Here is an 18461-nt window from a genome sequence, read left to right on the forward strand (position 1 = left end):
ACTGCTTCCAGTGATAGTCAGATATGTCAGATCGGATGGATAACGGAGGTGCAATCCGAGAAGAGCCGCTCAACATCCTCCGCGCGCAGGGTCAATACCGCGCGCTGGTTGATGTAGCCCTTGTCCGTGATCTCGCCGAGTTCGATCGACGGGGGCGCGCTCAGGATCGCCACGCGGGCAGGTCGTTGCGAGCTTCCGGCGCCCTGGCCAAGCTTGCGCAAGATCTCGCCAAGAGCCTGGCGCACCGCCGGGTGTTGGCCCAGCGCCTTGCCACAGAAGTTGTTGTCAAGGTCATCGGCCAGTGCACGCAGCGCCGGCGATGGAAAGAGGAGCAGTCCCACCTCGTTGCGGTCATGGCCAGCCACGACGGCATCCTGGACGTACGGCGTCATCGACGAGACCGCAGCGAGCCGCAGCGTGCCAACCGAGACCCACGTGCCCGTCGTCAGCTTGAAGTCCTCCGAGACGCGGCCGTCGAAGATCACGCCGCTGTTCGGGTCAGCCGGGTCGGCCAGCTTCCCGGCGTCGCCCATGCGGTAAAAGCCTTCCTCGTCGAATGCCTCGCTTGTCTTCGCGTCATCGTCGAGGTAGCCGGGGAACACCGACGGGCCTCGCACGCGGAGTTCGAGCTTCTCCTGGCATGGCGAGAACTTCAGCTCCACACCGGGCACCGGTACGCCGATGTTGCGTGTTTCGCTGGTCTCGAAATGCGCGCTCGTGACCACGGGCGACGTTTCGGTCGAACCCCACTCCGTCGTGAAGAACAAAGGCCGTTGCCGGACACGTGCCGCCACCGCGCGCAGGCGTTCCGCACACTGCTGGGGCAGGGCCGCCGCCGCAAAGAACAGCATATCCAGGCGCTCGAACAGCGCGCCAGCCAGCTCGTCGTCGGACTCCAGAAAGGGCAGCAGCACGTCGTATCCACGCGGCACGTTGAAGAAGAGCGTCGGCTTGACTTCTTCGAGCGCGCGGACGGTGGCCTCGATGGCGCCTGGCGCCGGACGCCCCGCATCGATGAACAGCGTCCCGCCGTTGCGCAGGATCAGGTTGAAGTTGTGGTTGGCGCCAAACGTGTGGCTCCAGGGCAGCCAGTCCAGCACTACAGGATGCGCACGGTCGATGAAGGGCCAGCACTGCGCAATCATCTGCTGGTTGGCGCATAGCATGCGATGGGTATTCGGCACGAGCTTGGGCACGCCCGTGGAGCCGGAGGTCAGCAAGATGCGCGCCACCGTGTCGCCCGTCATCGCGGCGAATGCGAGGTCTACCCCGGTTCCCGGCGTGATACTCAGCAACGTGTCGAAGGACACCTCGCCCGCCCCGGCTCCAGCGGTAAAGACAACGGGACACGTAGGCTGCCACCCGGCAATGGCTGGCCGATAGCGATCCCCGTCCTCGGCATAGATCAGGCCCGGATGGAGGCGATCCAGAATGGCATGCAGCTTGGCATGGTCGCGCGCCACCACCGAGTACGCTGAAGAGACCACCGCTATCCGTCGTCCGACGTGCATCGCGGCCAGCGAAAGAATGGCCAGATTCAGGCTGTTCTCGGACAAGGCAACGACCGGCGCGTCAGGCGCGATGTGCAGGTCCAGCAGTGCCTGCGCCACGCGACGCACGGCGGCATGTACCTCGCTGTAGGTCATGCGACGCCAACCGTCACCGGCCCGCTCGGCCAGGAACACGCGGTGGCCCTCCTCCTGCGCCCAGTATTGCAGCCAGTCGCCGATGCAGCGGACGAACGGCTGCAGCGGTTCGTCCGAGCGCAGGACGAAGCTGCCATCGGCGCGGTCCTCCCGCAGGATGCGGGGTGTGGCCAGCAACGGACGCGTGCCCACCAGCGATTCCGCGGATATGGTTGTCAGCACCGCGCTCATTTCTCGATCCTCCAGCTACCGTTCTGGACCTTCACGAGGACACGGCTCGATGCGTCGTAGACCGAATGTTCGGTCTTGCTGACGCTGATGACGCCATGGGTGGCCGGCAACCCCTTGGTATTTTCGATCGCATCGCGCAACGCCTGGCGGAACGCCGGCGTGCCGGGCTGGACAGAGGTGGGCACGGATGCTGCAGCCTTGCCGAGCAGCAGGTAGGCGTCGTAGGCGTAGCCGGCGAACAGGTCGCGCGAGCCGGCGCCATACTTGGCTTCGTAGCGCTTCACGAAGTCCGACGCCACCGCCTTGCTCGGATGGCCTTCGGGCAACTGTTCCGCCACGAGCAATGCGCCCGCCGGCAGCACCACACCGTCCGCCGACTTGCCGCCGACGCGCAAGAAGTCGTTGTTCGCAACGCCGTGGGTCTGGTAGATCGGCCCCTTGTACCCGCGGTCGCGCAGCGCGGTCATTGGCAGCGCTGCGGGCGTACCGCTACCGACCACGATGACCGCGTCAGGGCGCGAAGAAACGACCTTGACCGTCTGCCCGGCCACGGATTGGTCCGTCCGCGCGAAGCGCTCGGTCGCCACCAGCTTAATGCCGGAGGCTTCGGCGCGGGGCTGCACTTCCTTGAGCCACGCTTCGCCATACGAGTCGTTGTAGCCGATGAAAGCCAGCGACTGCACCTTGCGGGCCGCCATGTCGTCGAACAGCGCGGCCGACATGACACCAACCGGCTGGGGCAGCGAGAACGACCACGCCAGCCAGCCCGGCTTCGGTACGAAGGGGCTCAGCGCGACCGCCGGGGTCTTGCCCTCTGCAGCCACCGTTGCGACGGCGATAGCCGTGGGGACGGTGGACGACCCGATGATGGCGTCGACCTTCTCTTCCTCGATCAGTCGGCGAGCATTCTTGGACGCATTCGATGGATCGGTGCCGTCATCCAGCATGATGTACTTCACCGGCTTGCCGCCCAGGGTCTGGGGCAGCATCGCCAGCGCCTGCTTCTCGGGAATGCCGAGCGAGGCACCGGGGCCCGTGGTGGACAGTGAAACGCCGATCTTGATTTCATTGGCCTGTGCGAGAGCATTGGCCGACAAAAGGGTGAACGCTGCCGAGGTGGCCAGCGCGAGGGCTGCCGCCTTGTACATTGTCTTGGTCATGTTGTCTCCGGTGTCCCGCTCTCCGTGGCGGGCGCTACGAATCGATCAGTCGGTCGGGCAAGTCACCTTGCCGAGCCCCTCCACCTCCAATTGCAGCTGCTCTCCAGGGCGAATCGGGAACATTGGCCCCATCGCGCCCGACAGCACCACGTCGCCGGCGCGCAGCGGCTCGCCCACGTCCTGCATCATCCTGGCCAGCCACCATGCCGCATTGAGCGGATGCCCGAGGCAGGCGGCGCCATTGCCCTCGGAACTCACCTCGCCGTTGCGCAGGAAACGCATGCGGCAATCTGGCAGCGTCACGTCGGACAGGCGCTTCGGATCGGCGCCGAGTACGTACAGGCCGCACGAGGCGTTATCGGCCACGGTATCGACGAGGGTAATTCGCCAGTCCTGGATCACGCTGTCGACGATCTCGATGGCCGGCAGCGTGTATTCGATGGCGGCGAGGAATCGGCCCCACGTCAGGTCGCCATCCAGGTCCTTGCCCATGACGAAAGCCACTTCACCTTCGGCCTTCGGCTGGATCAGCCGTGAAACCGGCACCGTCATGCCGCTGACGAACTCCATGTCCGAGAACAGCACACCGAAATCGGGCTGATCTACGCCGAGTTGCTTTTGCACGGCCAGTGAAGTCAGGCCGATTTTCTTGCCGCTCATGACGCGTCCACCGTCGAGCGCGCGACGCGTGTTGAGGTGGGCGACCGCGTAGGCGTCGTCGAGCGTCGTGACGCCGTGGGTCTCCGAGATGCGGGGGATCGCTTCGCGAGTGGCGCGCGCCTGAAAGATGGCGTCGGCGGCTTGTTGCAGTTGAGGGGCTGTCATCCTGTCTACCTCTGTTCTAATGTTGTCATCGCGCGGCATCGGGCGTCGCCGCGAGGTCCTGCTCTCACCCGGCCGATCAGGCCGTCACGCCGTCACGCCGTCACGCTCCGGTCGGCATGCCGGCGCGCCAGTGCAGAGATGTCGCCCTGCTCCTTGCGCAGGCAAGCCAAGTATTCACGCTCCAATTCTTCAACCACTTCCCGCACCGGCGCCACCCGGCGCACAGCGCCTACGCCGTGCCCAGCGGACCATACGTCTTTCCACGCCTTCGGCGCGGCAACGATGTCACCGGAGAAATCGATGCGGGCTTCGGCCTTGAGCTGCTCGGCGGTGAAACCTGCGGATTCGAGTGTCGGCTTCAGCCAGTTCGCCGGGACCCCGGAAACGGCGCTCGACATTGTCAGGTCCTCCATCCGGCTCGATACCAGCAGATCCCGGTACTGGTCGGAAACCATGCTCTCGGGCGTAGCGATCAGTCTGGTGCCGATCACCGCGAAGTCGGCGCCCAGCAACTGCGCTGCGCGGATCTGCGAGCCAGTGGAAATGGCGCCAGCCAGGCCGATCGGCCCATCCCAGAACTCACGCACCTCGGCGAGGAACGCAAAGGGGTGGTACTGGCCGGTGTGTCCGCCCGCCCCATTGGTGACGAGCAGCAGGCCGTCCACACCGGCTTCGATGGCCTTGCGGGCCAGTGCGGGAGAAATCACGTCGGCCATCACCAGCCCGCCGTACGCATGCACACGATCCAGCACTCGCCGTGGGCTGCCCAGCGCTGTCGTGACGATGCCCGGTCGGTAGCGCTCGACGAGCGCCATCTCGGCTTCGAATCGGTCATAGCTTCGATGGACAATCATGTTGAGCGCCCAGGGCACGCCGGCACATTCCGCCGCATGCGCGCCGATCTGCGACAGGGCGGCGTCGAGCGCCTCGACGTTGCGTGCATTAGGCGCGGCATAAGTGCCGACGATGCCGGCGCTGAGGCTTGCGCAAACCAGTTCCGGCCCGGAGACAAGGAACATGGGTGCAGCCATCACCGGCAGTCGCGCGGTCTGGAACGTTGCGCGCAACGCGGTATGGGCTGAATGCATGGGAGACATTGGTGCGTTCATCGTTGTCATTCGGGGCGTGGCTTGCGCGCAGGCCGGCCGCGCACTTCCCAACCGCCATCGCTTTGCAGGATGGCGGCCGTGGTTGCAGGAGAGTTTGTGCGGGAGGCCAGCAGGACATAGTGGCCCGCATGGTCCTCGGGCTGTGCCATGAATCCAAGCGGTACGGCGTTGGCCACGGCCTCATCGAATCCAGGGATTTCGGAGAGCTTCGCGCCCTGCTTGCCAAGCGACTCCGGTCCTTTCAGCGGCGTGGCGGTCCCGCCAGGCGCCACGCCGTTGACGCGGATCTCGGGGGCCAGTTCGTACGCGAGCTGGCGGATCAATCCGACACCGGCATGCTTGGACGCCACATAGGCTGGGCCGCCGCCGCCGGCATAGAATGCCGCATTCGACAGCGTGAAGATCATGCTGCCACGGCACTCTCGCAGCGCCGGTGCGGCGGCGTAGGCAGCCAGCAGATAGCCGAGGACGTTAATGTCAAAGACTTCACGGAACGTCTGCGCGACGTGGTGGCCGTCAGCGAATTTTCGCAGCGGCGCGAAATAGTCCCAGACGCCAGCGTTGCCAACCAAAGTATCGAGCCTGCCGTACGCGGCGAGCGTCGCTGCCACGGCGGCGTCGTTGGCATCGGGATCACGTACGTCGCCCACCGTGACGGTCACGCGCTCGCCAAATTCGCCGCGCAACTGGTCGGCACCCTTCTCGCTTCGCACCAGTACCCCGATGCCGCGCGCGCCTTCCTGAAGGAAGCGTCGTACGACCGCGAGTCCGATGCCGGAGTTGGCTCCGGTGACGAGTGCCACATCGTTATCTAGCCAGCCCATGGTCACAGGAAAGTGTTGAGATTCTTCGACATGAACAGCGACTGCGTAATCACGATCTTGCGTCTCGCGATGCGGAAGTCATCAGGTTCGCCGTCCACGGACCGGATCAGGTCTTCGCGGCGACCGAGCAGCAGATCGTTGTCGGCTTCGCCACGACTGCGATAGTTGACGAAGACCGAATGCACCAAGTAGCCGCCGGATTCGTCGGCCGCCATCGCCTCGACGTTGCTGATCACGTGGACGTGGCGCGTCGGGGGATCCTCGGCCCACGCTGAAGGTTGCTTGAAGCGGGCCACGCGACGCTCGAGGTCGAAGCGGGTGTCGTCGAAATAAGCGCCACGGCCTCGCGCATAGGCGCCAAGCTTGTCGGCACGGCGACGGTTCTCGATCGCCGGCATCCAGTAGTGGATGTCGTCAGCCATCAGTCCCAGCCAGGCGTCCCATGCTTCGGTGTCGAGCAGACGCGCCTCGCGGAACAGGAACTGTTCGATGCGGTGCGCGGTTTCGCGGTCCACGGACTTGCGGGCCGGTACGCTGGCCAGTGCAGCAGGATTGGCGCTCATGCCACCTCCTTCTTCGCATCGGCCTGATATGCGAACGCTTCATCGGCGAGCTTTGGCTCGTCGCGCTGCGGCACCTCGCCCCAGCTTTGGGACTTCATCAGGTCCAGCCAACGCTGATAGAACGCGCGGTGATTGGCTTCATTCACCTGGTTGCGGTAGACGTTGCCAGGCAAGCCACTGTCCTGAAGCTGCGAGCCGCGTCCGAGCCCCATGTAGAGTTCCTGCTGCCGCGTGACGAAGCCAGCGTTCGTGCGCGTGGAAAACTCGAAGTTCTCACCGTCGTCCATCTCGAACACGCCAGACGGCGAGAACGTCATCATCGTGCCCTTGAGCCAGCGGTCCTTGATTTCCTGCGGCGCGCTCTTGTTGACGATGGTCCAGGTATGCAGCTCAATCTTTCCCGGGCCGCGCGGGTGCCAGACGCGGAACGTGTTCTGGCCAGGCAGGAACGACAGGTTGGGAAAGACGCTGACTGACGAGATCGAGCCGATCATTTTCGAGCGGAACTCGCCGAGCCGCTCCGCCACCTGCGGCTGGATCGTGTACAAGTACTTGCGGATGGCCTTGTCGCCGAGCGTGGCCGCGTTACCGACCACGTCGAGGTTGAACTCCCAGCCATGCCCGTTGAAGTTGACGTGGTAAGACTCGGGGTCTTTGTAGACCTCGGCCACCGGGCCGCCCAGCATCGCGCGGGCTGCCGAGTCGTGCGTCCACAGCGCATGGTAGATGTCGCCGATGAAGTTCTCGACCGGCACCTTCCAGTTGCAGTGGATCACCGACTTGACGCAGCCGCCGACAAATTCGGTGCCCTCGCCGTCCATGTCGAGCATCACGTCGAGGTAGTAGCGGAAGTCGCCCAAGTACGACGCGAGAGATGGTGCATCGGGATCCATGTTGCCGAAAACCAGCCCCTTGTAGGTTGCAACCCGGGCCACCGGATGCAGGCCGTGATCGTCGCGCTTCATGCCGCTCTCGTCAAACAGCTCCTGGCCGGCCATGCCGCGCAGCGCGCCGTCGATACCGAACGCCCAGCCATGGTAGTTGCATACGAATGTCCGGGCGTTACCGGCATCCGTGAAGTTGAGCTTGTTGCCGCGGTGCGGACAGGTATTCAGGAACGCCTTGATCGAGCCGTCCTTCTGCCGTACGACGATGACGTTGTCCTCGGCCATATAGGTCGTGACATAGTCGCCCGCTTTTGGAATCTGGGATTCGTGGGCCAGAAACAGCCAGCTACGTGCGAAGATCTTTTCCAGCTCCTGTTCGTAGATGCGCTGGTCCCAATAGACGCGGCGCGACAGCTTGCCCGTGTCGAGGTCGATCAGACGGTCGAGCCCCGCCATGGGTTCGCTGACAGGATCCTTGCGCAGTCGCTCGCAGTTGCCAATGCAGTCGTGAGTCATGACGTTCTTCCTTAGATGGCCGACGCCGCGGCTTCGGATTCCTCGTCGAGGTCCGCAAAGATCTCGTCGCCCTCCTCGATGACCCGGTACGTGCGCAGATCCACTGTGCACGGGAAGGCCATGGCCTGACCCGTCGGGATGTGGAACTGCCCGTCATGCAGCGGACAGGCGATCAGGTCGCCGTCGACGATCTCGCCGTCGGAGAGCGAAGCCGTGGCATGGGTGCAGATGTCGCTCGTGGCATAGAACGTGCCATCTACGTTGTAGACTGCCAGCGGGCAGCGCTCGGTCTCGACCTTGCGCACCTGCCCGGGCTCCAGCGCTTCTCGCCTGATCAGAAATACCTTCTTGCTCATGTTTGCTTCCTTGACGCTATGACTGGCGGTGCAGTTGCACGAATCCAAGCCCAGTCACCCATTCCGGCACGGCTTCGTAGGCGATGACTTCGCCGCGCGCGCCTACGAGCGCGCCCATCGCACAGGCCCAGTTGCGGATTTCCATGCCGCCGTTGCCGCCGGCTTCGAGGATGTAGGCGTCCGAAAGACTCGCCATACCCGACAAGTCCCCGTTCTTGGCGAACTCCAGAATCTGGTGATCGAATTCCGGGTTGACGCGTCCCATCTCGGCCGTTCCCACCCAGTGGCTGATGCCGCCGCTGCCAATGACCACGACGCGCTCGGCAGCATCGAACGATTCCACCGCTTCGCGAATCTGCCTGCCCACTTCGATGGCGCGCGAGATCCGGATGTAGGGATCTACCCCGGCAGCTAGATAGACCGGCACAGTGCCGACGCTGTGCCCGGCTGCGCGCAGCGGATCGACCATCAACTGATTCGGAATCGCAATGGCGTGATCCACCGTCAATGCCCGGGCTACAGCCCAGTCGAAACCGCGTGCATGGCCGTCTGCCGCGATATGCGCGGCGAGCGCTTCACTGTTTTGAATCGAGCCTCGTTTAAGGCCCGGCATGGCGTCCAGCGGACCATCTACATCGCCCGTGCCGATCAGATAGCTGGGCAGGCACGTGGTGCCGAACAACATGTAATGGTCGGCGCCGATGATGATGACGCTGGTGGGCTCCAGCGCCGCGAGGCGCTCGGCGCAGGTCGCAAACGCGCCCCACATACGGTCCCGTACGGCGGGCTCGGGCGCCTCGGGCGCGACGAACATCACAGGATCATGCGGCACCAGGAAGCCGCCTACGATCTTTCCCATTCCGGCTCCTATTGCTTGAGTGCAGCGCTATGCAGCGCCTCGGACGTGCCCACGGGACGTAGTTTCCTCATGTAGGCGCGCATATCGCGCTCGGGCGACAGTTCCTGCCAGAAGCCCATCGTCAGCATCGGGTTCACGCCGGCCTGCTGCAGGCCGAGTACATCAAACCCCGTCAGCATGGCGCGCTCGGCATCAGTCAGCGCGAACCGCTTGAGGTAGCCCTCCGCATCCTCGCGAAAGCGCTGCTTTGCTGCACGATCCACGGTGAGCTGGTGCAGCACCCGTTCGAGTACGTTACGGCTCATGGCGTCACGCAACGAAGTCGGCCACGAGCTTCAGGAAATCCGCGCGGCGCTCGGTCTGTACCCAGTGACCACACTTGCCGAACAGGTGGAGATCCGCATTGGGGATCGCACGAGCCAGAAGCTGCCCGCATGCCGGCGGCACGACGCGATCCTCGCGGCCATGCAGGACGAGCGTACGGGCTTCGATCTTGGCCACCACGTGCTCCGGAAAACCTTTCACGATGGTCGGGCCTTCGGCGTTCGGCCGGGGAATCAGCTTGCGCAGCGCATCCTGTGCGCCCGGACGGGCGCTGGCTTCGAAACGCGACTGCACCATCTCTGGGGTGATGATCGACTGGTCGTAGGGGAACAGCCGCATGGCCTTTTCCATATTCTCGGGCGACGGCTCGTACTCCCAGGCCGAGCGCAGGCCGGGCGTCTGCTCGAACTCACCCGCGGGCGTGCCGAGCAGCACGAGCTTGTCGACGCGCGTCGGGTCGAAGACCGCCAATCCAAGCGCCAGCGCGCCGCCGAACGAATTGCCGACGAACGACGCCTTTTCGATATCAAGCGCATCCATGATCCCGACCAGATGGCTGACCCAGAGCTTGATGTCGTACTTCGTGCCTTCCTTGAATTCCGTGAAGCCAAAACCAGCAATATCAGGCACGACCACCCGGAACTGCTTGGCCAGGTCGTTCATGACACCCTTCCAATTGGTAAAGCCCGACACCCCAGGACCCGAGCCATGCAGTAGGAACAGCGGCTTGCCCGCGCCGACATCGAAATAGTTGGTCTGGTGTCCCGCAGCTTCCAGCGTGGCGCCGACGCCTTCGTAATTTCCCATCTCGTTTCGTCTCCATACACATACGTATGTGTATGGTAGGAACCGGCCATCACGCGGTCAAGCGAAAAATTGACCGTTACTGTAGGGGTTTACGCGGTTATCCCACACCCATCCCAGCCATACGGGGGCGAACTGTGGCGAGGTAGTAGAATCGCAGACACGCCTAATGGAGAACCGAATGCCAAAAGCCACGCAGGGCACGGCCGCGCAAACACGCGGCCAGCTGACGCCCGAAGACTGGATCCGCGCCGCGCGCGCCTTGCTGGTGAGCCGGAGCGTGGACGCGGTGCGCGTGGAAGTCCTTTCAAAGGAACTGGAAGTCACGCGCGGCAGCTTCTACTGGCACTTCAAGGACCGCGACGACCTGCTGAACCGGATGCTCGAATCCTGGCGCAACGAAGCCACCGAGCAGATCATCTACCGGTTTGAGCGACGCAATCTGGCGCCCCGGGATTTGGTCCGCGATCTGCTGATGCTGCCCTTTCGTGGCGCCGCGGCGCAGGAAGCCGCCTCGACCGAACTGGCTATCCGGGCGTGGGCCAGGCGCGATGAACGCGTGCGTCACGTACTCGACGAGGTGGACGCCAAGCGGTTGTCCTATATCTCACAGTGCTTCAGTGCACTCGGGTTCGGTATCGCCGAAGCGCGGGCCAGGGCATTCTCCCTCTACAGCTACACATTGTCGGAATCCCTGCTGTCGCATCAGGGCACTGACGAACAGAAGGCGGAACGTCGTGGTTATCTTGAGAAGATGCTCCTCGGCGAACGGCAAGGAACGTAGTTCTCGCCACCTTCGCCAGCATCGCCATTACATTGTTTCATTATCATGAAAGTAAGGGATTGGCACCACCTGACGGCTTCGGCCGTGCCATTCCTCTTCTGGTGACGCTCCCGCCAATCCCGGCCCCTTCCTGCGCGAGGGAGATTTGGGCACGCGTGGAAGCTTCCGGTCAGAACGGCCACATTCCGTACAAATCGCGTCGCTCCCACTTATGTCACGATCCTCGTAACTGTTATTCGATAGATGCTGATCGTGACTACCGAAACACTCCCGCCCACGCCAACGGCGTCCCGGTGTCCTGGGGCTCTAGAGTTGAGCTGCCGCATTCGCCAGTTGCCTTTGCCACCACGCCCACGTGCGCCAGCCGCGGGAATTCTCCGACGGCACAGAAAGGGCTAGATTGCAGAGGACGCGCTGTGCATAGCCCGCCCCCACGCTGCTGAAGGGTCAACCGTCTTTTGCTATATAGCTCGCCATTTACCAGCGCCGCAAGCCAAAGGCGGCAAGCAAGGAGGGGAAGCAGTTAATCAGTACATCAAAAGTGATTAACTCCCGCAGATCGGCCGCACGGGGAAGCGAGTCAAACCACAGTTCGGGTGTGCCCATTAGCAACAACACGAGAACAGTGAGCAACCCCGGCGCAACTGTTCGCATAGCAACTCCCACGTACCGCCACTTGTTGATCTAGTTTCATTTAAGAAACGTGGTTCGCCGAGCTTTGAATGTGTCCTGGGTAACATATGCGAGCTGCACTGCACCCCATCGAGGCTGTCGGACAGCGTCTGATACCGGCGTCCTCTTCGCGGGCAGAGACTGACTCCATCACTTCAGGAGACAGCCATGCCAAGCGATGACATTCATGTCGTACCGGTCGGCGACCGCTGGACAGTCGAAACGCAAGGCGTCGGACGAGAAACGTTTGAGACGCAAGATGAGGCGATCGCTTCCGGCACCGAACGAGCCCGGGAACAACACGCGGAGCTGCTGATCCACGGCCGCGATGGCCAGATTCGGGAGCGCAATTCGTTCGGCAACGATCCGCGCGACATCACTGGATAGCCCGGTCGACAATGGACTGCCAACCGGTACGGCCCGCTCCGTGCTGTCCGCCGCACCAGCGATTTCCGACAGGACCGGAACTGTGCTGCTCCCTTGTATGGTGTAGACGAGCCGGGAAAAGTCATTGGTATGGCAACGACTCACACGAGACTGAGGACCAAGCGCCACGAGACGTCGCGATCACCGGCGCTCGAACGCTATGAACAGAAGCGGGACTTCAGCATCACCCGTGAACCGGCCGCAGGGCGACAGCGTCGCAAGAAGCAAAGCACGTCTGCGCTTCGTTACCCCGAAGCATTGGGCCCGCGCCTGAACTACGCTTTCCGGCTGGAGTTCGACGGGGTGCTGCTCTGCTGGGCGGTGCCGAAAGGCCCCAGCTACGATCCCGCCGAGAAGCGCATTGCCGTCCATATTGAGGACCATCCACTCGACTATGCCAGCTTCGAGGGCGACATTCCGCCCAAGGCAATACGGCGCCGTGCCCATCCGCGACTGACAAGCCAGGGGCATTCCCTCCTGCGCCGCATTCGATGAGCTTTATATCTGTGAGCAAAGGGAGTTTCCGATCGATTACAGGTTACCGTACAGCGACAATCCCTGGGGCGACCGGAAAATCGTCGCAACGACATGACACCTCGATCCGCCATCGAGGAGCGGCGAATCTGCTAGCCCTACAGCTTGGCTTGAGTCCGCTCGAAAATACGGCCCTTGTGGCGTCTCACACCAGATTCAGCCCGGTCCATACCAGATATACCATGCCGGTGACACTTAGCAGCAAGGCCAGAAGCCAATAGTAGCGTGCGCCATGCCATGGCAGGTCTGGATGTCCCGGCTGATGAAAGAGCACGTGTCGCATTTCGCCCCCTTCGCGCAACCTTGCCTATCCTGCAGGATAGGCCACGCGGGGACATCGCGGAGCGGAATATCTATTTTGCTGGTATGCGCGCGTGGACGACACGCGCAATTCAGCGGGTGTCCTCCGGGAGTACTGCGGAATTGGAGGCTAACAATACCGTCTGACGTTGGTAACGGCTCAGCCCATGTTCGCCTAAGCAGCTCAGGGATCCTGACTCCCGGCTTTTCCCGTGCCCGAGAACCTGACGGTGTCGTGTGCGATACTGCGTCGTCCAAACGATAGCCACTGTTCTATCCAGCCACCGGAAATGCTGGCGACATGTATCACATTTCCCGATATGGGTTCCGCCTGATTTCGGCCGATACCCTCCCTATCTCGGTCCGCACTTCCCATACCTTGGCGGGCATCGCCCCCGGACTGTGCATGCATTGCGAGTTACGGTAGGCGCGATGACTGTGATTGCCGCTCCCGGAAATCCGGCGCAGGCCCCGCCGGATATTGTCCAAGCCCGTACTGAATGGCCTGCATGCCAAGCACTCCGCCGTACGTTCAAGCCTAACCCGCGTGTCGTGCGAGGAAGGAATCCACAATGTGGCGCGTGGTAGCGCTCACGACAATCTCATTCATTTCTGAGGGCGAGAACCACTGGCATCGACCGATTTCCTTGCCTGCCTTCGGAACGGCTGTTTTGCCGATGTTGGCCAAGAAGACATGATGCACCGTGGTTGGCCCGATGATCTGGAACAGAAATCGGACGCCCTTGGCGCTTAGCGCCGTCTCTTCTTCCAATTCTCGCCCAGCCGCCTCAGCGAACGACTCGGACTCAGCCGGACGTCCACCAGGCAGGGACCATTTGACGCCATCCTTCGAGACAAGCAACAGGCGATCTTCGCGAAAACAAATTGCTGTAGCTCGAATCTTCAGTTTCACTGCCTACTCCTTGTCAGTAGTCTGCCGACAGAGCGCATCATACTCGACAAGCGTGCGACAGATGAATGAAGCGTCCGGCCTCGCAGGAGGCCACATCTTCCGCCATTCGCTAAGTCAAGTGCAGCAGCACCGTAGACCAGAACTGGCCGTTCACCATGCGCTGACGCGCCCTGCGACGCTCATGCCAGGGTGTCCTTGGAATCAAGCAACACACGGTCGCTGCAGACGCAAACCACGGTGGCCCTCGCTGTAGTGTTCACGATCTCCTCTACAATAAAACCGCGCAGAGTGAATCATCCCCCCCTCGGGGAAGGAATCGCTTGACAATCGAGTAGCCTCGCCTGCCGCCGTTTCCCTGCCTACCCAACGGCGCGGTCACCGTCACGTAGATCTTGCCAGCACAGAAGGGAGCTATTGATGAATCTGCGTCGCAAGTCAGTGACGAAATGCGTGATCTGCGCTGGCAGCCTGATTTTTGGCACTTTGGCTTTGGCAACGCCGGTTCAGCTTCCGCCGGAATACGTAAAGCCGGATCAGATCACCACGTCCGGCATCTCCTCCGGGGGCTACATGGCGGTACAAATGCATGTGGCCTACTCCGCCCTCATTAAGGGCGCCGGGATAATTGCAGGGGGGCCGTATGCCTGTGCACAAACGGGAAAAGGAGAGCAGGCGAATCTGCAGCGCGCGCTTGGCCCGTGCATGGCTGGGAATTATTCTATTTGGCAGCGCATGTGGTGTTTCCTGGGGCTTGCAATCTGTGCCGGAACGGATGCACCCGACGTAGCCCTTTCGGTGGAGGCAACGCGCACGCGAGCGATCGCGGGAGAAATCGATCCCGTAGCTAACCTGCGAACTCAACGCGTACTCTTGGTCTCGGGAATGCGCGATCATACCGTCAGGCCAGCGGTCATGAATGCGTTGGCGGCCTATTACCAGAGTTTCGTGCGAGCGGAAAATCTGCGCTATGAAACGGTCCCGGACGCAGCCCATACCTTCCCGACCGATTCCTATCGGGATGGAAATCGCTGTTCGACTTCAGCCGCACCTTACATTAGCGATTGCAGCTTCGACGCCGCCGGACGGATCCTGAAGCATCTCTATGGGAATCTTCAGCCTCGTAACGATGGCCTGCCACGCGGGCACCTGATCGAATTCGACCAGAACGAGTTCCTTCGCACCCCGGAGAGCCAGAGCATGGCGCGCACGGGGTGGGTCTACGTACCAGAGAGCTGTGCATCAAAGCGCTGCCGTCTGCATGTGGTATTTCACGGCTGCAGTCAGAATTTCTCCGAAGTCCAGCGAAGATTCATCGAGCATGCAGGCTATAACCCGTGGGCCGACACCAACGACATCGTGGTCCTCTATCCCCAGACGATTGCATCAGCCGGCACACCTTACAACCCGAAGGGTTGCTGGGACTGGTGGGGCTACACAAAGTCGGAAAAATGGGATACGAAAGACGCGGTCCAGCTTAAAGCGATCAAGGCCATGATTGATCGTCTGAAATCTGCCCGATGACGCGTCCTCATCCTCCGCTAGAGAGTGACGTTGCCGCGAACATACGGTGTTGCGATAGATCGGCGGTTCCCGCAGCAGCGCCGGTTTCGCACGCCCGGAAGCAGAAAAATGAAACAGATCTCTTTGCGCTACGCGACTCAGTCGCAAAGGCGGGCACGCTGTCGCTAACGAATCGTGCTCCGCCGCTCTGTCATTGCATATGCTGACCGCCGTTGATCGCAATGTTGGATCCTGTCACGTAGGCGGCATCATCGGAACACAGATAGGCAACGAGGGCTGCAACTTCCTCCGGCTTGCCAAGCCGCCCCACCGGAATGTGAGGCAGGATCTTTGTGTCCATGATCTCCTGCGGTACGGCGGTGACCATTTTGGTCGCCAAGTAGCCCGGCGAGATGGTGTTGACCGTCACGCCTTTGCGAGCCACCTCGAGCGCCAGCGACTTGGTAAACCCGTGCATGCCCGCCTTCGCGGCCGCATAGTTGGTTTGTCCAAATGCACCCTTCGAGCCGTTGATGGAAGAGATATTGATGATGCGCCCCCAACCCCGCTCCACCATGGCTTCACACAGCGGCTTGGTCATGTTGAACACTGAGTCCAGGTTGGTTCGAATCACGGCGTCCCAGTTGACCTTGTCCATCTTCTTGAAGGCCATGTCGCGGGTAATGCCGGCGTTATTGACGAGGATGTCGATTCGACCGACCTCGGCAAGGATCGTCGCCATCGCAGCCTGGCAGGCATCGTAGTCCGCCACGTCTATTCCGTACGCGCGGAAATTGCGGCCGGCAGCCTCCATGGTGGCGAGCCAGTCTTGCACAGTCGGGTTGCCTGGTGTGTGTGTCACGACCACGGCGTAGCCCGCGTCGTGCAGCCTGATACTGATCGCCTCCCCCAAACCGCCCATACCACCAGTCACCAATGCAATGCGTTTCGTCATCCGGCTTCTCTCTGTCAAAGTTTGTAGGACCCCTACCACGCCGATTGCCCCAATTCTGCGATTGGGTTTCGGCCGCTACTGCCACGTATACCTTGGCGGTAGCCATTAACGCTGCCGCACGTGATTAGCGCGGCTGCATTCTGTTCTGTGTCAACGACGCTTTTAGCCACAAATGTTGTGGGCAGGGCACTGCTTTCTATTGGGTGCGGGAGCTGCAATCATCCCGCCCGGGTGACAGGCCCGCGAGCCAACCACGCAACTCTTCTGCGCGAAAATGCTGGAACTTACCGCAGAGGGCCAGGGCAAGGTCCGATGGAAGCGTGCCGAGCATGGCGGCAGCGGCGGCCAAAGGGATGCCTGCGGCTTTCATACATGCCGCAATGTCCTTCACGATTTCGGCTTTTAGCGGAATCTCGTCCGCGTCCGAGAAGCCGAGCTGCGCGTAGACGTTGGTCGTCCCATACTCGAAACGAAACATGTGAGCCGTCCGAATCTGTTGTTCTGAAATGTGGCCCTGTGGCGTCAATACGCGGATATGGTGCCGGTGAGGGCGCGATTATCAGGGCATACATTCGATAAGACAATCGGGGAAACACTAAGACCTCAACGGTCACGGGTGATCCGTGTTCTCAAGGCGATGTCATCACGACGTAACAACAAGCATTGCATGTACACCCGTTGCAAGAATCTCGCTGCGCAGCAGCGCACAACACGATGCAACGCCAGCTTTGGATCTGTCCTAAAGCACGTTGAACTCTGATATGAGGGTCGCTCACATCAGGCTGCACTTCGGCTGCCTGCGACGAGTGCGACCACTACCCCGCCCTGGGGGTAATCCGTTTTGCCTATGACACCAACGTTAAGGCGGCGAACATCTGCTTCATTTTTCGGAGCAAATATGCCCCAGTTGCTACTTTTGCATCGCCACATCGTCGAAACCATTCTTTTCGAATACGCCATATGGCTCATGCCGTCTTTTGTTTCAATCGCGTAACCTTTGAAGTACAGCCCGCCGGTGGAGAGACGGGGGATTGAAGTGAATGAGAAGACAGACAGAGCATGAATCAGGGCGCCAGAAATTGCTTCCTCTTGGCTGCAGGACGCTCCTATTCACTTCCAATTGATGGCGGCGGGCTGTTTCTGCACTGGTTTTCGCGCACGTTGCCCAACTGGTCGATGTCCGGCGACAAGATCGATGCAAGACCAAGCCAGAGCAGGCAATCGGAAGCTGATCATCGGGACGATGGTCGGCTTCACATTGGTTGAGGGAACGCGCCGCGGCGGCGACCTTCTGTTCCAACCTGGCTTGTGCAGCGGCGCTCTGCAATCGCCTGCGGATTTGGATAGCTCGCGCCAGTTGTCAGCCTGGCTCTCGGGCAAACGATATTTTTGCCTTTCTCTATGATTCTTCATGGCGTAGCACTGGCAAGTATTCCGTACTCACATCCTTGAATTGTGTGATGGCATGTTGCTCCGTTAAACGGTGCCAAATACGCTCAGCCTCCGCATCGAAGCATGGCCATCCGGAGAGCAAGTACTGTCGCCCGCTTGCGGTTATGCCAACGCCGCTGACAACGTCAAAGGATCGTATGGCTGTACTAACGCGTCCTGCTTGGATTTCAATGCAGAATCCGAGGAAATATCGATCCCCTCGTGCCGTCTCACGGACCCGCCAGCGTTCGAGAGTAAGCTGTTTTCGCACATCGGCAGTCGCAACAGCTTCAATAATGAAGGGCATTATTTGAAAATGAAGGCACTGCGAATCGTCAGTGTCTACGACATCTGACGACAGGGGCTGGCATGTGAGCGCCGTTTTTTTGTGTCAACACAGTAGTTGCGTCCTTTCTTGCGGACCGCCGCGGAGAGGCAAAGGTCGTCCACGAACAAAAAGTAAGCGCGGGTATCCCGCGCTTTCAAATTACCTGCCAGATACGGGGAGCGCTCTGGAGGGACAGGAAAATGGCCTGCGAAGTGAATTTAATGGATAGATACATTAAAGACCATTGAATCTTTTTAAGAACGGATTTAAAAATTCGCATAAAAGTCTTGACAGATCCAGGAAGTCACATTGCCGCCATGAAACTGCAATAGGAAGGGAGGTGTCAAAGTATCCGCGCAAAAGCGTACAAGTTCGATATTTCCATTATGCTCTGGCATGCATATCCAGTTTGAAAGCGGAAAATCCCTTCCAGAAGAGTGGACTGCCGCCATCTCTGCGGAAGTGCGACTAGGACGGCTATCGGCGGATCCAGTGTATACTTCAACGCGCAGCC

Annotated in this window: 18 protein-coding genes and 1 pseudogene; 5 read left to right on the plus strand and 14 right to left on the minus strand. The window is 61.1% G+C overall.

What is annotated here, in order from left to right; genetic code table 11:
• Positions 1–26 precede the first annotated feature (26 nt).
• Genes J8I82_RS12840 through J8I82_RS12890 form a run of 11 tightly spaced genes read right to left on the minus strand, consistent with a single transcriptional unit; the run spans position 27 to position 10107 of the window.
• Entirely contained in the window at positions 27–1877 is a 1851-nt protein-coding gene (locus tag J8I82_RS12840; RefSeq protein ID WP_209757959.1) for a feruloyl-CoA synthase, read from the minus strand.
• Entirely contained in the window at positions 1874–3037 is a 1164-nt protein-coding gene (locus J8I82_RS12845) for an ABC transporter substrate-binding protein (RefSeq protein WP_209757961.1), read from the minus strand. Before J8I82_RS12845 ends, J8I82_RS12840 begins: the two co-directional genes overlap by 4 nt.
• 45 nt (positions 3038–3082) lie before the next feature.
• Complete coding sequence (locus J8I82_RS12850; protein WP_280906839.1) at positions 3083–3901, minus strand: 2-keto-4-pentenoate hydratase; 819 nt, start codon at positions 3899–3901, stop codon at positions 3083–3085.
• A gap of 53 nt (positions 3902–3954) precedes the next feature.
• Complete coding sequence (locus tag J8I82_RS12855) at positions 3955–4950, minus strand: NAD(P)H-dependent flavin oxidoreductase (protein WP_209757963.1); 996 nt, start codon at positions 4948–4950, stop codon at positions 3955–3957.
• Positions 4951–4976: 26 nt separating this feature from the next.
• Positions 4977–5795, minus strand: coding sequence for a 3-(cis-5,6-dihydroxycyclohexa-1,3-dien-1-yl)propanoate dehydrogenase (hcaB, locus tag J8I82_RS12860; RefSeq protein WP_209758324.1), 819 nt, complete (start codon positions 5793–5795; stop codon positions 4977–4979).
• A 2-nt stretch (positions 5796–5797) separates the two neighbouring features.
• Positions 5798–6358, minus strand: a complete 561-nt coding sequence (locus J8I82_RS12865; protein ID WP_209757965.1) for a 3-phenylpropionate/cinnamic acid dioxygenase subunit beta — start codon at positions 6356–6358, stop codon at positions 5798–5800.
• Positions 6355–7761 carry an aromatic ring-hydroxylating dioxygenase subunit alpha gene (locus J8I82_RS12870; RefSeq protein ID WP_209757967.1) on the minus strand — a complete coding sequence of 469 codons (1407 nt, stop codon included), beginning with the start codon at positions 7759–7761 and terminating at the stop codon, positions 6355–6357. Before J8I82_RS12870 ends, J8I82_RS12865 begins: the two co-directional genes overlap by 4 nt.
• Positions 7762–7772: 11 nt before the next feature.
• Entirely contained in the window at positions 7773–8117 is a 345-nt protein-coding gene (locus J8I82_RS12875; protein WP_209757969.1) for a non-heme iron oxygenase ferredoxin subunit, read from the minus strand.
• A 16-nt stretch (positions 8118–8133) separates the two neighbouring features.
• On the minus strand, positions 8134–8976 hold the full coding sequence (locus J8I82_RS12880) for a DODA-type extradiol aromatic ring-opening family dioxygenase (protein ID WP_209757971.1): 843 nt from the start codon (positions 8974–8976) through the stop codon (positions 8134–8136).
• An 8-nt stretch (positions 8977–8984) separates the two neighbouring features.
• Entirely contained in the window at positions 8985–9281 is a 297-nt protein-coding gene (locus J8I82_RS12885; RefSeq protein WP_209757973.1) for a hypothetical protein, read from the minus strand.
• Positions 9282–9285: 4 nt separating this feature from the next.
• On the minus strand, positions 9286–10107 hold the full coding sequence (locus J8I82_RS12890) for an alpha/beta fold hydrolase (protein ID WP_209757975.1): 822 nt from the start codon (positions 10105–10107) through the stop codon (positions 9286–9288).
• Between the two features lie 178 nt (positions 10108–10285).
• On the opposite strand from J8I82_RS12890, the gene J8I82_RS12895 reads away from it, so the two are divergent.
• From J8I82_RS12895 to J8I82_RS12905, 3 genes and pseudogenes are all read left to right on the plus strand, one after another.
• Complete coding sequence (locus J8I82_RS12895) at positions 10286–10888, plus strand: TetR/AcrR family transcriptional regulator (RefSeq protein ID WP_245179694.1); 603 nt, start codon at positions 10286–10288, stop codon at positions 10886–10888.
• 840 nt (positions 10889–11728) lie between these two features.
• Complete coding sequence (locus J8I82_RS12900) at positions 11729–11947, plus strand: DUF2188 domain-containing protein (RefSeq protein WP_209757977.1); 219 nt, start codon at positions 11729–11731, stop codon at positions 11945–11947.
• Between the two features lie 129 nt (positions 11948–12076).
• Positions 12077–12412: pseudogene (locus J8I82_RS12905) on the plus strand (DNA polymerase ligase N-terminal domain-containing protein); the annotation flags it as partial.
• Between the two features lie 946 nt (positions 12413–13358).
• On the opposite strand, the gene J8I82_RS12910 reads toward J8I82_RS12905, so the two are convergent.
• Positions 13359–13733 (minus strand): NUDIX hydrolase, encoded by a 375-nt coding sequence (locus J8I82_RS12910; protein ID WP_209757979.1) that lies wholly within the window; start codon positions 13731–13733, stop codon positions 13359–13361.
• 417 nt (positions 13734–14150) lie between these two features.
• On the opposite strand from J8I82_RS12910, the gene J8I82_RS12915 reads away from it, so the two are divergent.
• Positions 14151–15254 (plus strand): extracellular catalytic domain type 2 short-chain-length polyhydroxyalkanoate depolymerase, encoded by a 1104-nt coding sequence (locus J8I82_RS12915; RefSeq protein ID WP_209757981.1) that lies wholly within the window; start codon positions 14151–14153, stop codon positions 15252–15254.
• Between the two features lie 190 nt (positions 15255–15444).
• Here the strand turns inward: J8I82_RS12915 and phbB are convergent, their stop codons facing one another.
• Together phbB and J8I82_RS12925 are read right to left on the minus strand one after the other, a co-directional pair.
• Entirely contained in the window at positions 15445–16188 is a 744-nt protein-coding gene (gene phbB / locus J8I82_RS12920; protein ID WP_209757984.1) for an acetoacetyl-CoA reductase, read from the minus strand.
• Positions 16189–16384: 196 nt separating this feature from the next.
• Positions 16385–16666 (minus strand): XRE family transcriptional regulator, encoded by a 282-nt coding sequence (locus tag J8I82_RS12925; protein WP_209757986.1) that lies wholly within the window; start codon positions 16664–16666, stop codon positions 16385–16387.
• A 581-nt stretch (positions 16667–17247) separates the two neighbouring features.
• On the opposite strand from J8I82_RS12925, the gene J8I82_RS12930 reads away from it, so the two are divergent.
• Positions 17248–17454, plus strand: a complete 207-nt coding sequence (locus J8I82_RS12930) for a hypothetical protein (protein ID WP_209757988.1) — start codon at positions 17248–17250, stop codon at positions 17452–17454.
• Positions 17455–18461 lie beyond the last annotated feature (1007 nt).

Source organism: Cupriavidus consociatus (assembly GCF_017814975.1).
In the GTDB taxonomy this organism is placed as follows: domain Bacteria; phylum Pseudomonadota; class Gammaproteobacteria; order Burkholderiales; family Burkholderiaceae; genus Cupriavidus; species Cupriavidus consociatus.

Excerpts from the sequence above, each read along its gene's own strand:
- J8I82_RS12845 (WP_209757961.1), bottom strand. The coding sequence starts at position 3,037 with ATGACCAAGACAATGTACAAGGCGGCAGCCCTCGCGCTGGCCACCTCG.
- J8I82_RS12885 (WP_209757973.1), bottom strand. The coding sequence starts at position 9,281 with ATGAGCCGTAACGTACTCGAACGGGTGCTGCACCAGCTCACCGTGGAT.
- J8I82_RS12925 (WP_209757986.1), bottom strand. The coding sequence starts at position 16,666 with ATGTTTCGTTTCGAGTATGGGACGACCAACGTCTACGCGCAGCTCGGC.
- J8I82_RS12870 (WP_209757967.1), bottom strand. The coding sequence starts at position 7,761 with ATGACTCACGACTGCATTGGCAACTGCGAGCGACTGCGCAAGGATCCT.
- J8I82_RS12840 (WP_209757959.1), bottom strand. The coding sequence starts at position 1,877 with ATGAGCGCGGTGCTGACAACCATATCCGCGGAATCGCTGGTGGGCACG.
- J8I82_RS12865 (WP_209757965.1), bottom strand. The coding sequence starts at position 6,358 with ATGAGCGCCAATCCTGCTGCACTGGCCAGCGTACCGGCCCGCAAGTCC.
- J8I82_RS12890 (WP_209757975.1), bottom strand. The coding sequence starts at position 10,107 with ATGGGAAATTACGAAGGCGTCGGCGCCACGCTGGAAGCTGCGGGACAC.
- J8I82_RS12915 (WP_209757981.1), top strand. The coding sequence starts at position 14,151 with ATGAATCTGCGTCGCAAGTCAGTGACGAAATGCGTGATCTGCGCTGGC.
- hcaB (WP_209758324.1), bottom strand. The coding sequence starts at position 5,795 with ATGGGCTGGCTAGATAACGATGTGGCACTCGTCACCGGAGCCAACTCC.
- J8I82_RS12895 (WP_245179694.1), top strand. The coding sequence starts at position 10,286 with ATGCCAAAAGCCACGCAGGGCACGGCCGCGCAAACACGCGGCCAGCTG.
- J8I82_RS12875 (WP_209757969.1), bottom strand. The coding sequence starts at position 8,117 with ATGAGCAAGAAGGTATTTCTGATCAGGCGAGAAGCGCTGGAGCCCGGG.
- J8I82_RS12880 (WP_209757971.1), bottom strand. The coding sequence starts at position 8,976 with ATGGGAAAGATCGTAGGCGGCTTCCTGGTGCCGCATGATCCTGTGATG.
- J8I82_RS12850 (WP_280906839.1), bottom strand. The coding sequence starts at position 3,901 with ATGCCGCGCGATGACAACATTAGAACAGAGGTAGACAGGATGACAGCC.
- J8I82_RS12900 (WP_209757977.1), top strand. The coding sequence starts at position 11,729 with ATGCCAAGCGATGACATTCATGTCGTACCGGTCGGCGACCGCTGGACA.
- phbB (WP_209757984.1), bottom strand. The coding sequence starts at position 16,188 with ATGACGAAACGCATTGCATTGGTGACTGGTGGTATGGGCGGTTTGGGG.
- J8I82_RS12855 (WP_209757963.1), bottom strand. The coding sequence starts at position 4,950 with ATGCATTCAGCCCATACCGCGTTGCGCGCAACGTTCCAGACCGCGCGA.
- J8I82_RS12930 (WP_209757988.1), top strand. The coding sequence starts at position 17,248 with ATGAATCAGGGCGCCAGAAATTGCTTCCTCTTGGCTGCAGGACGCTCC.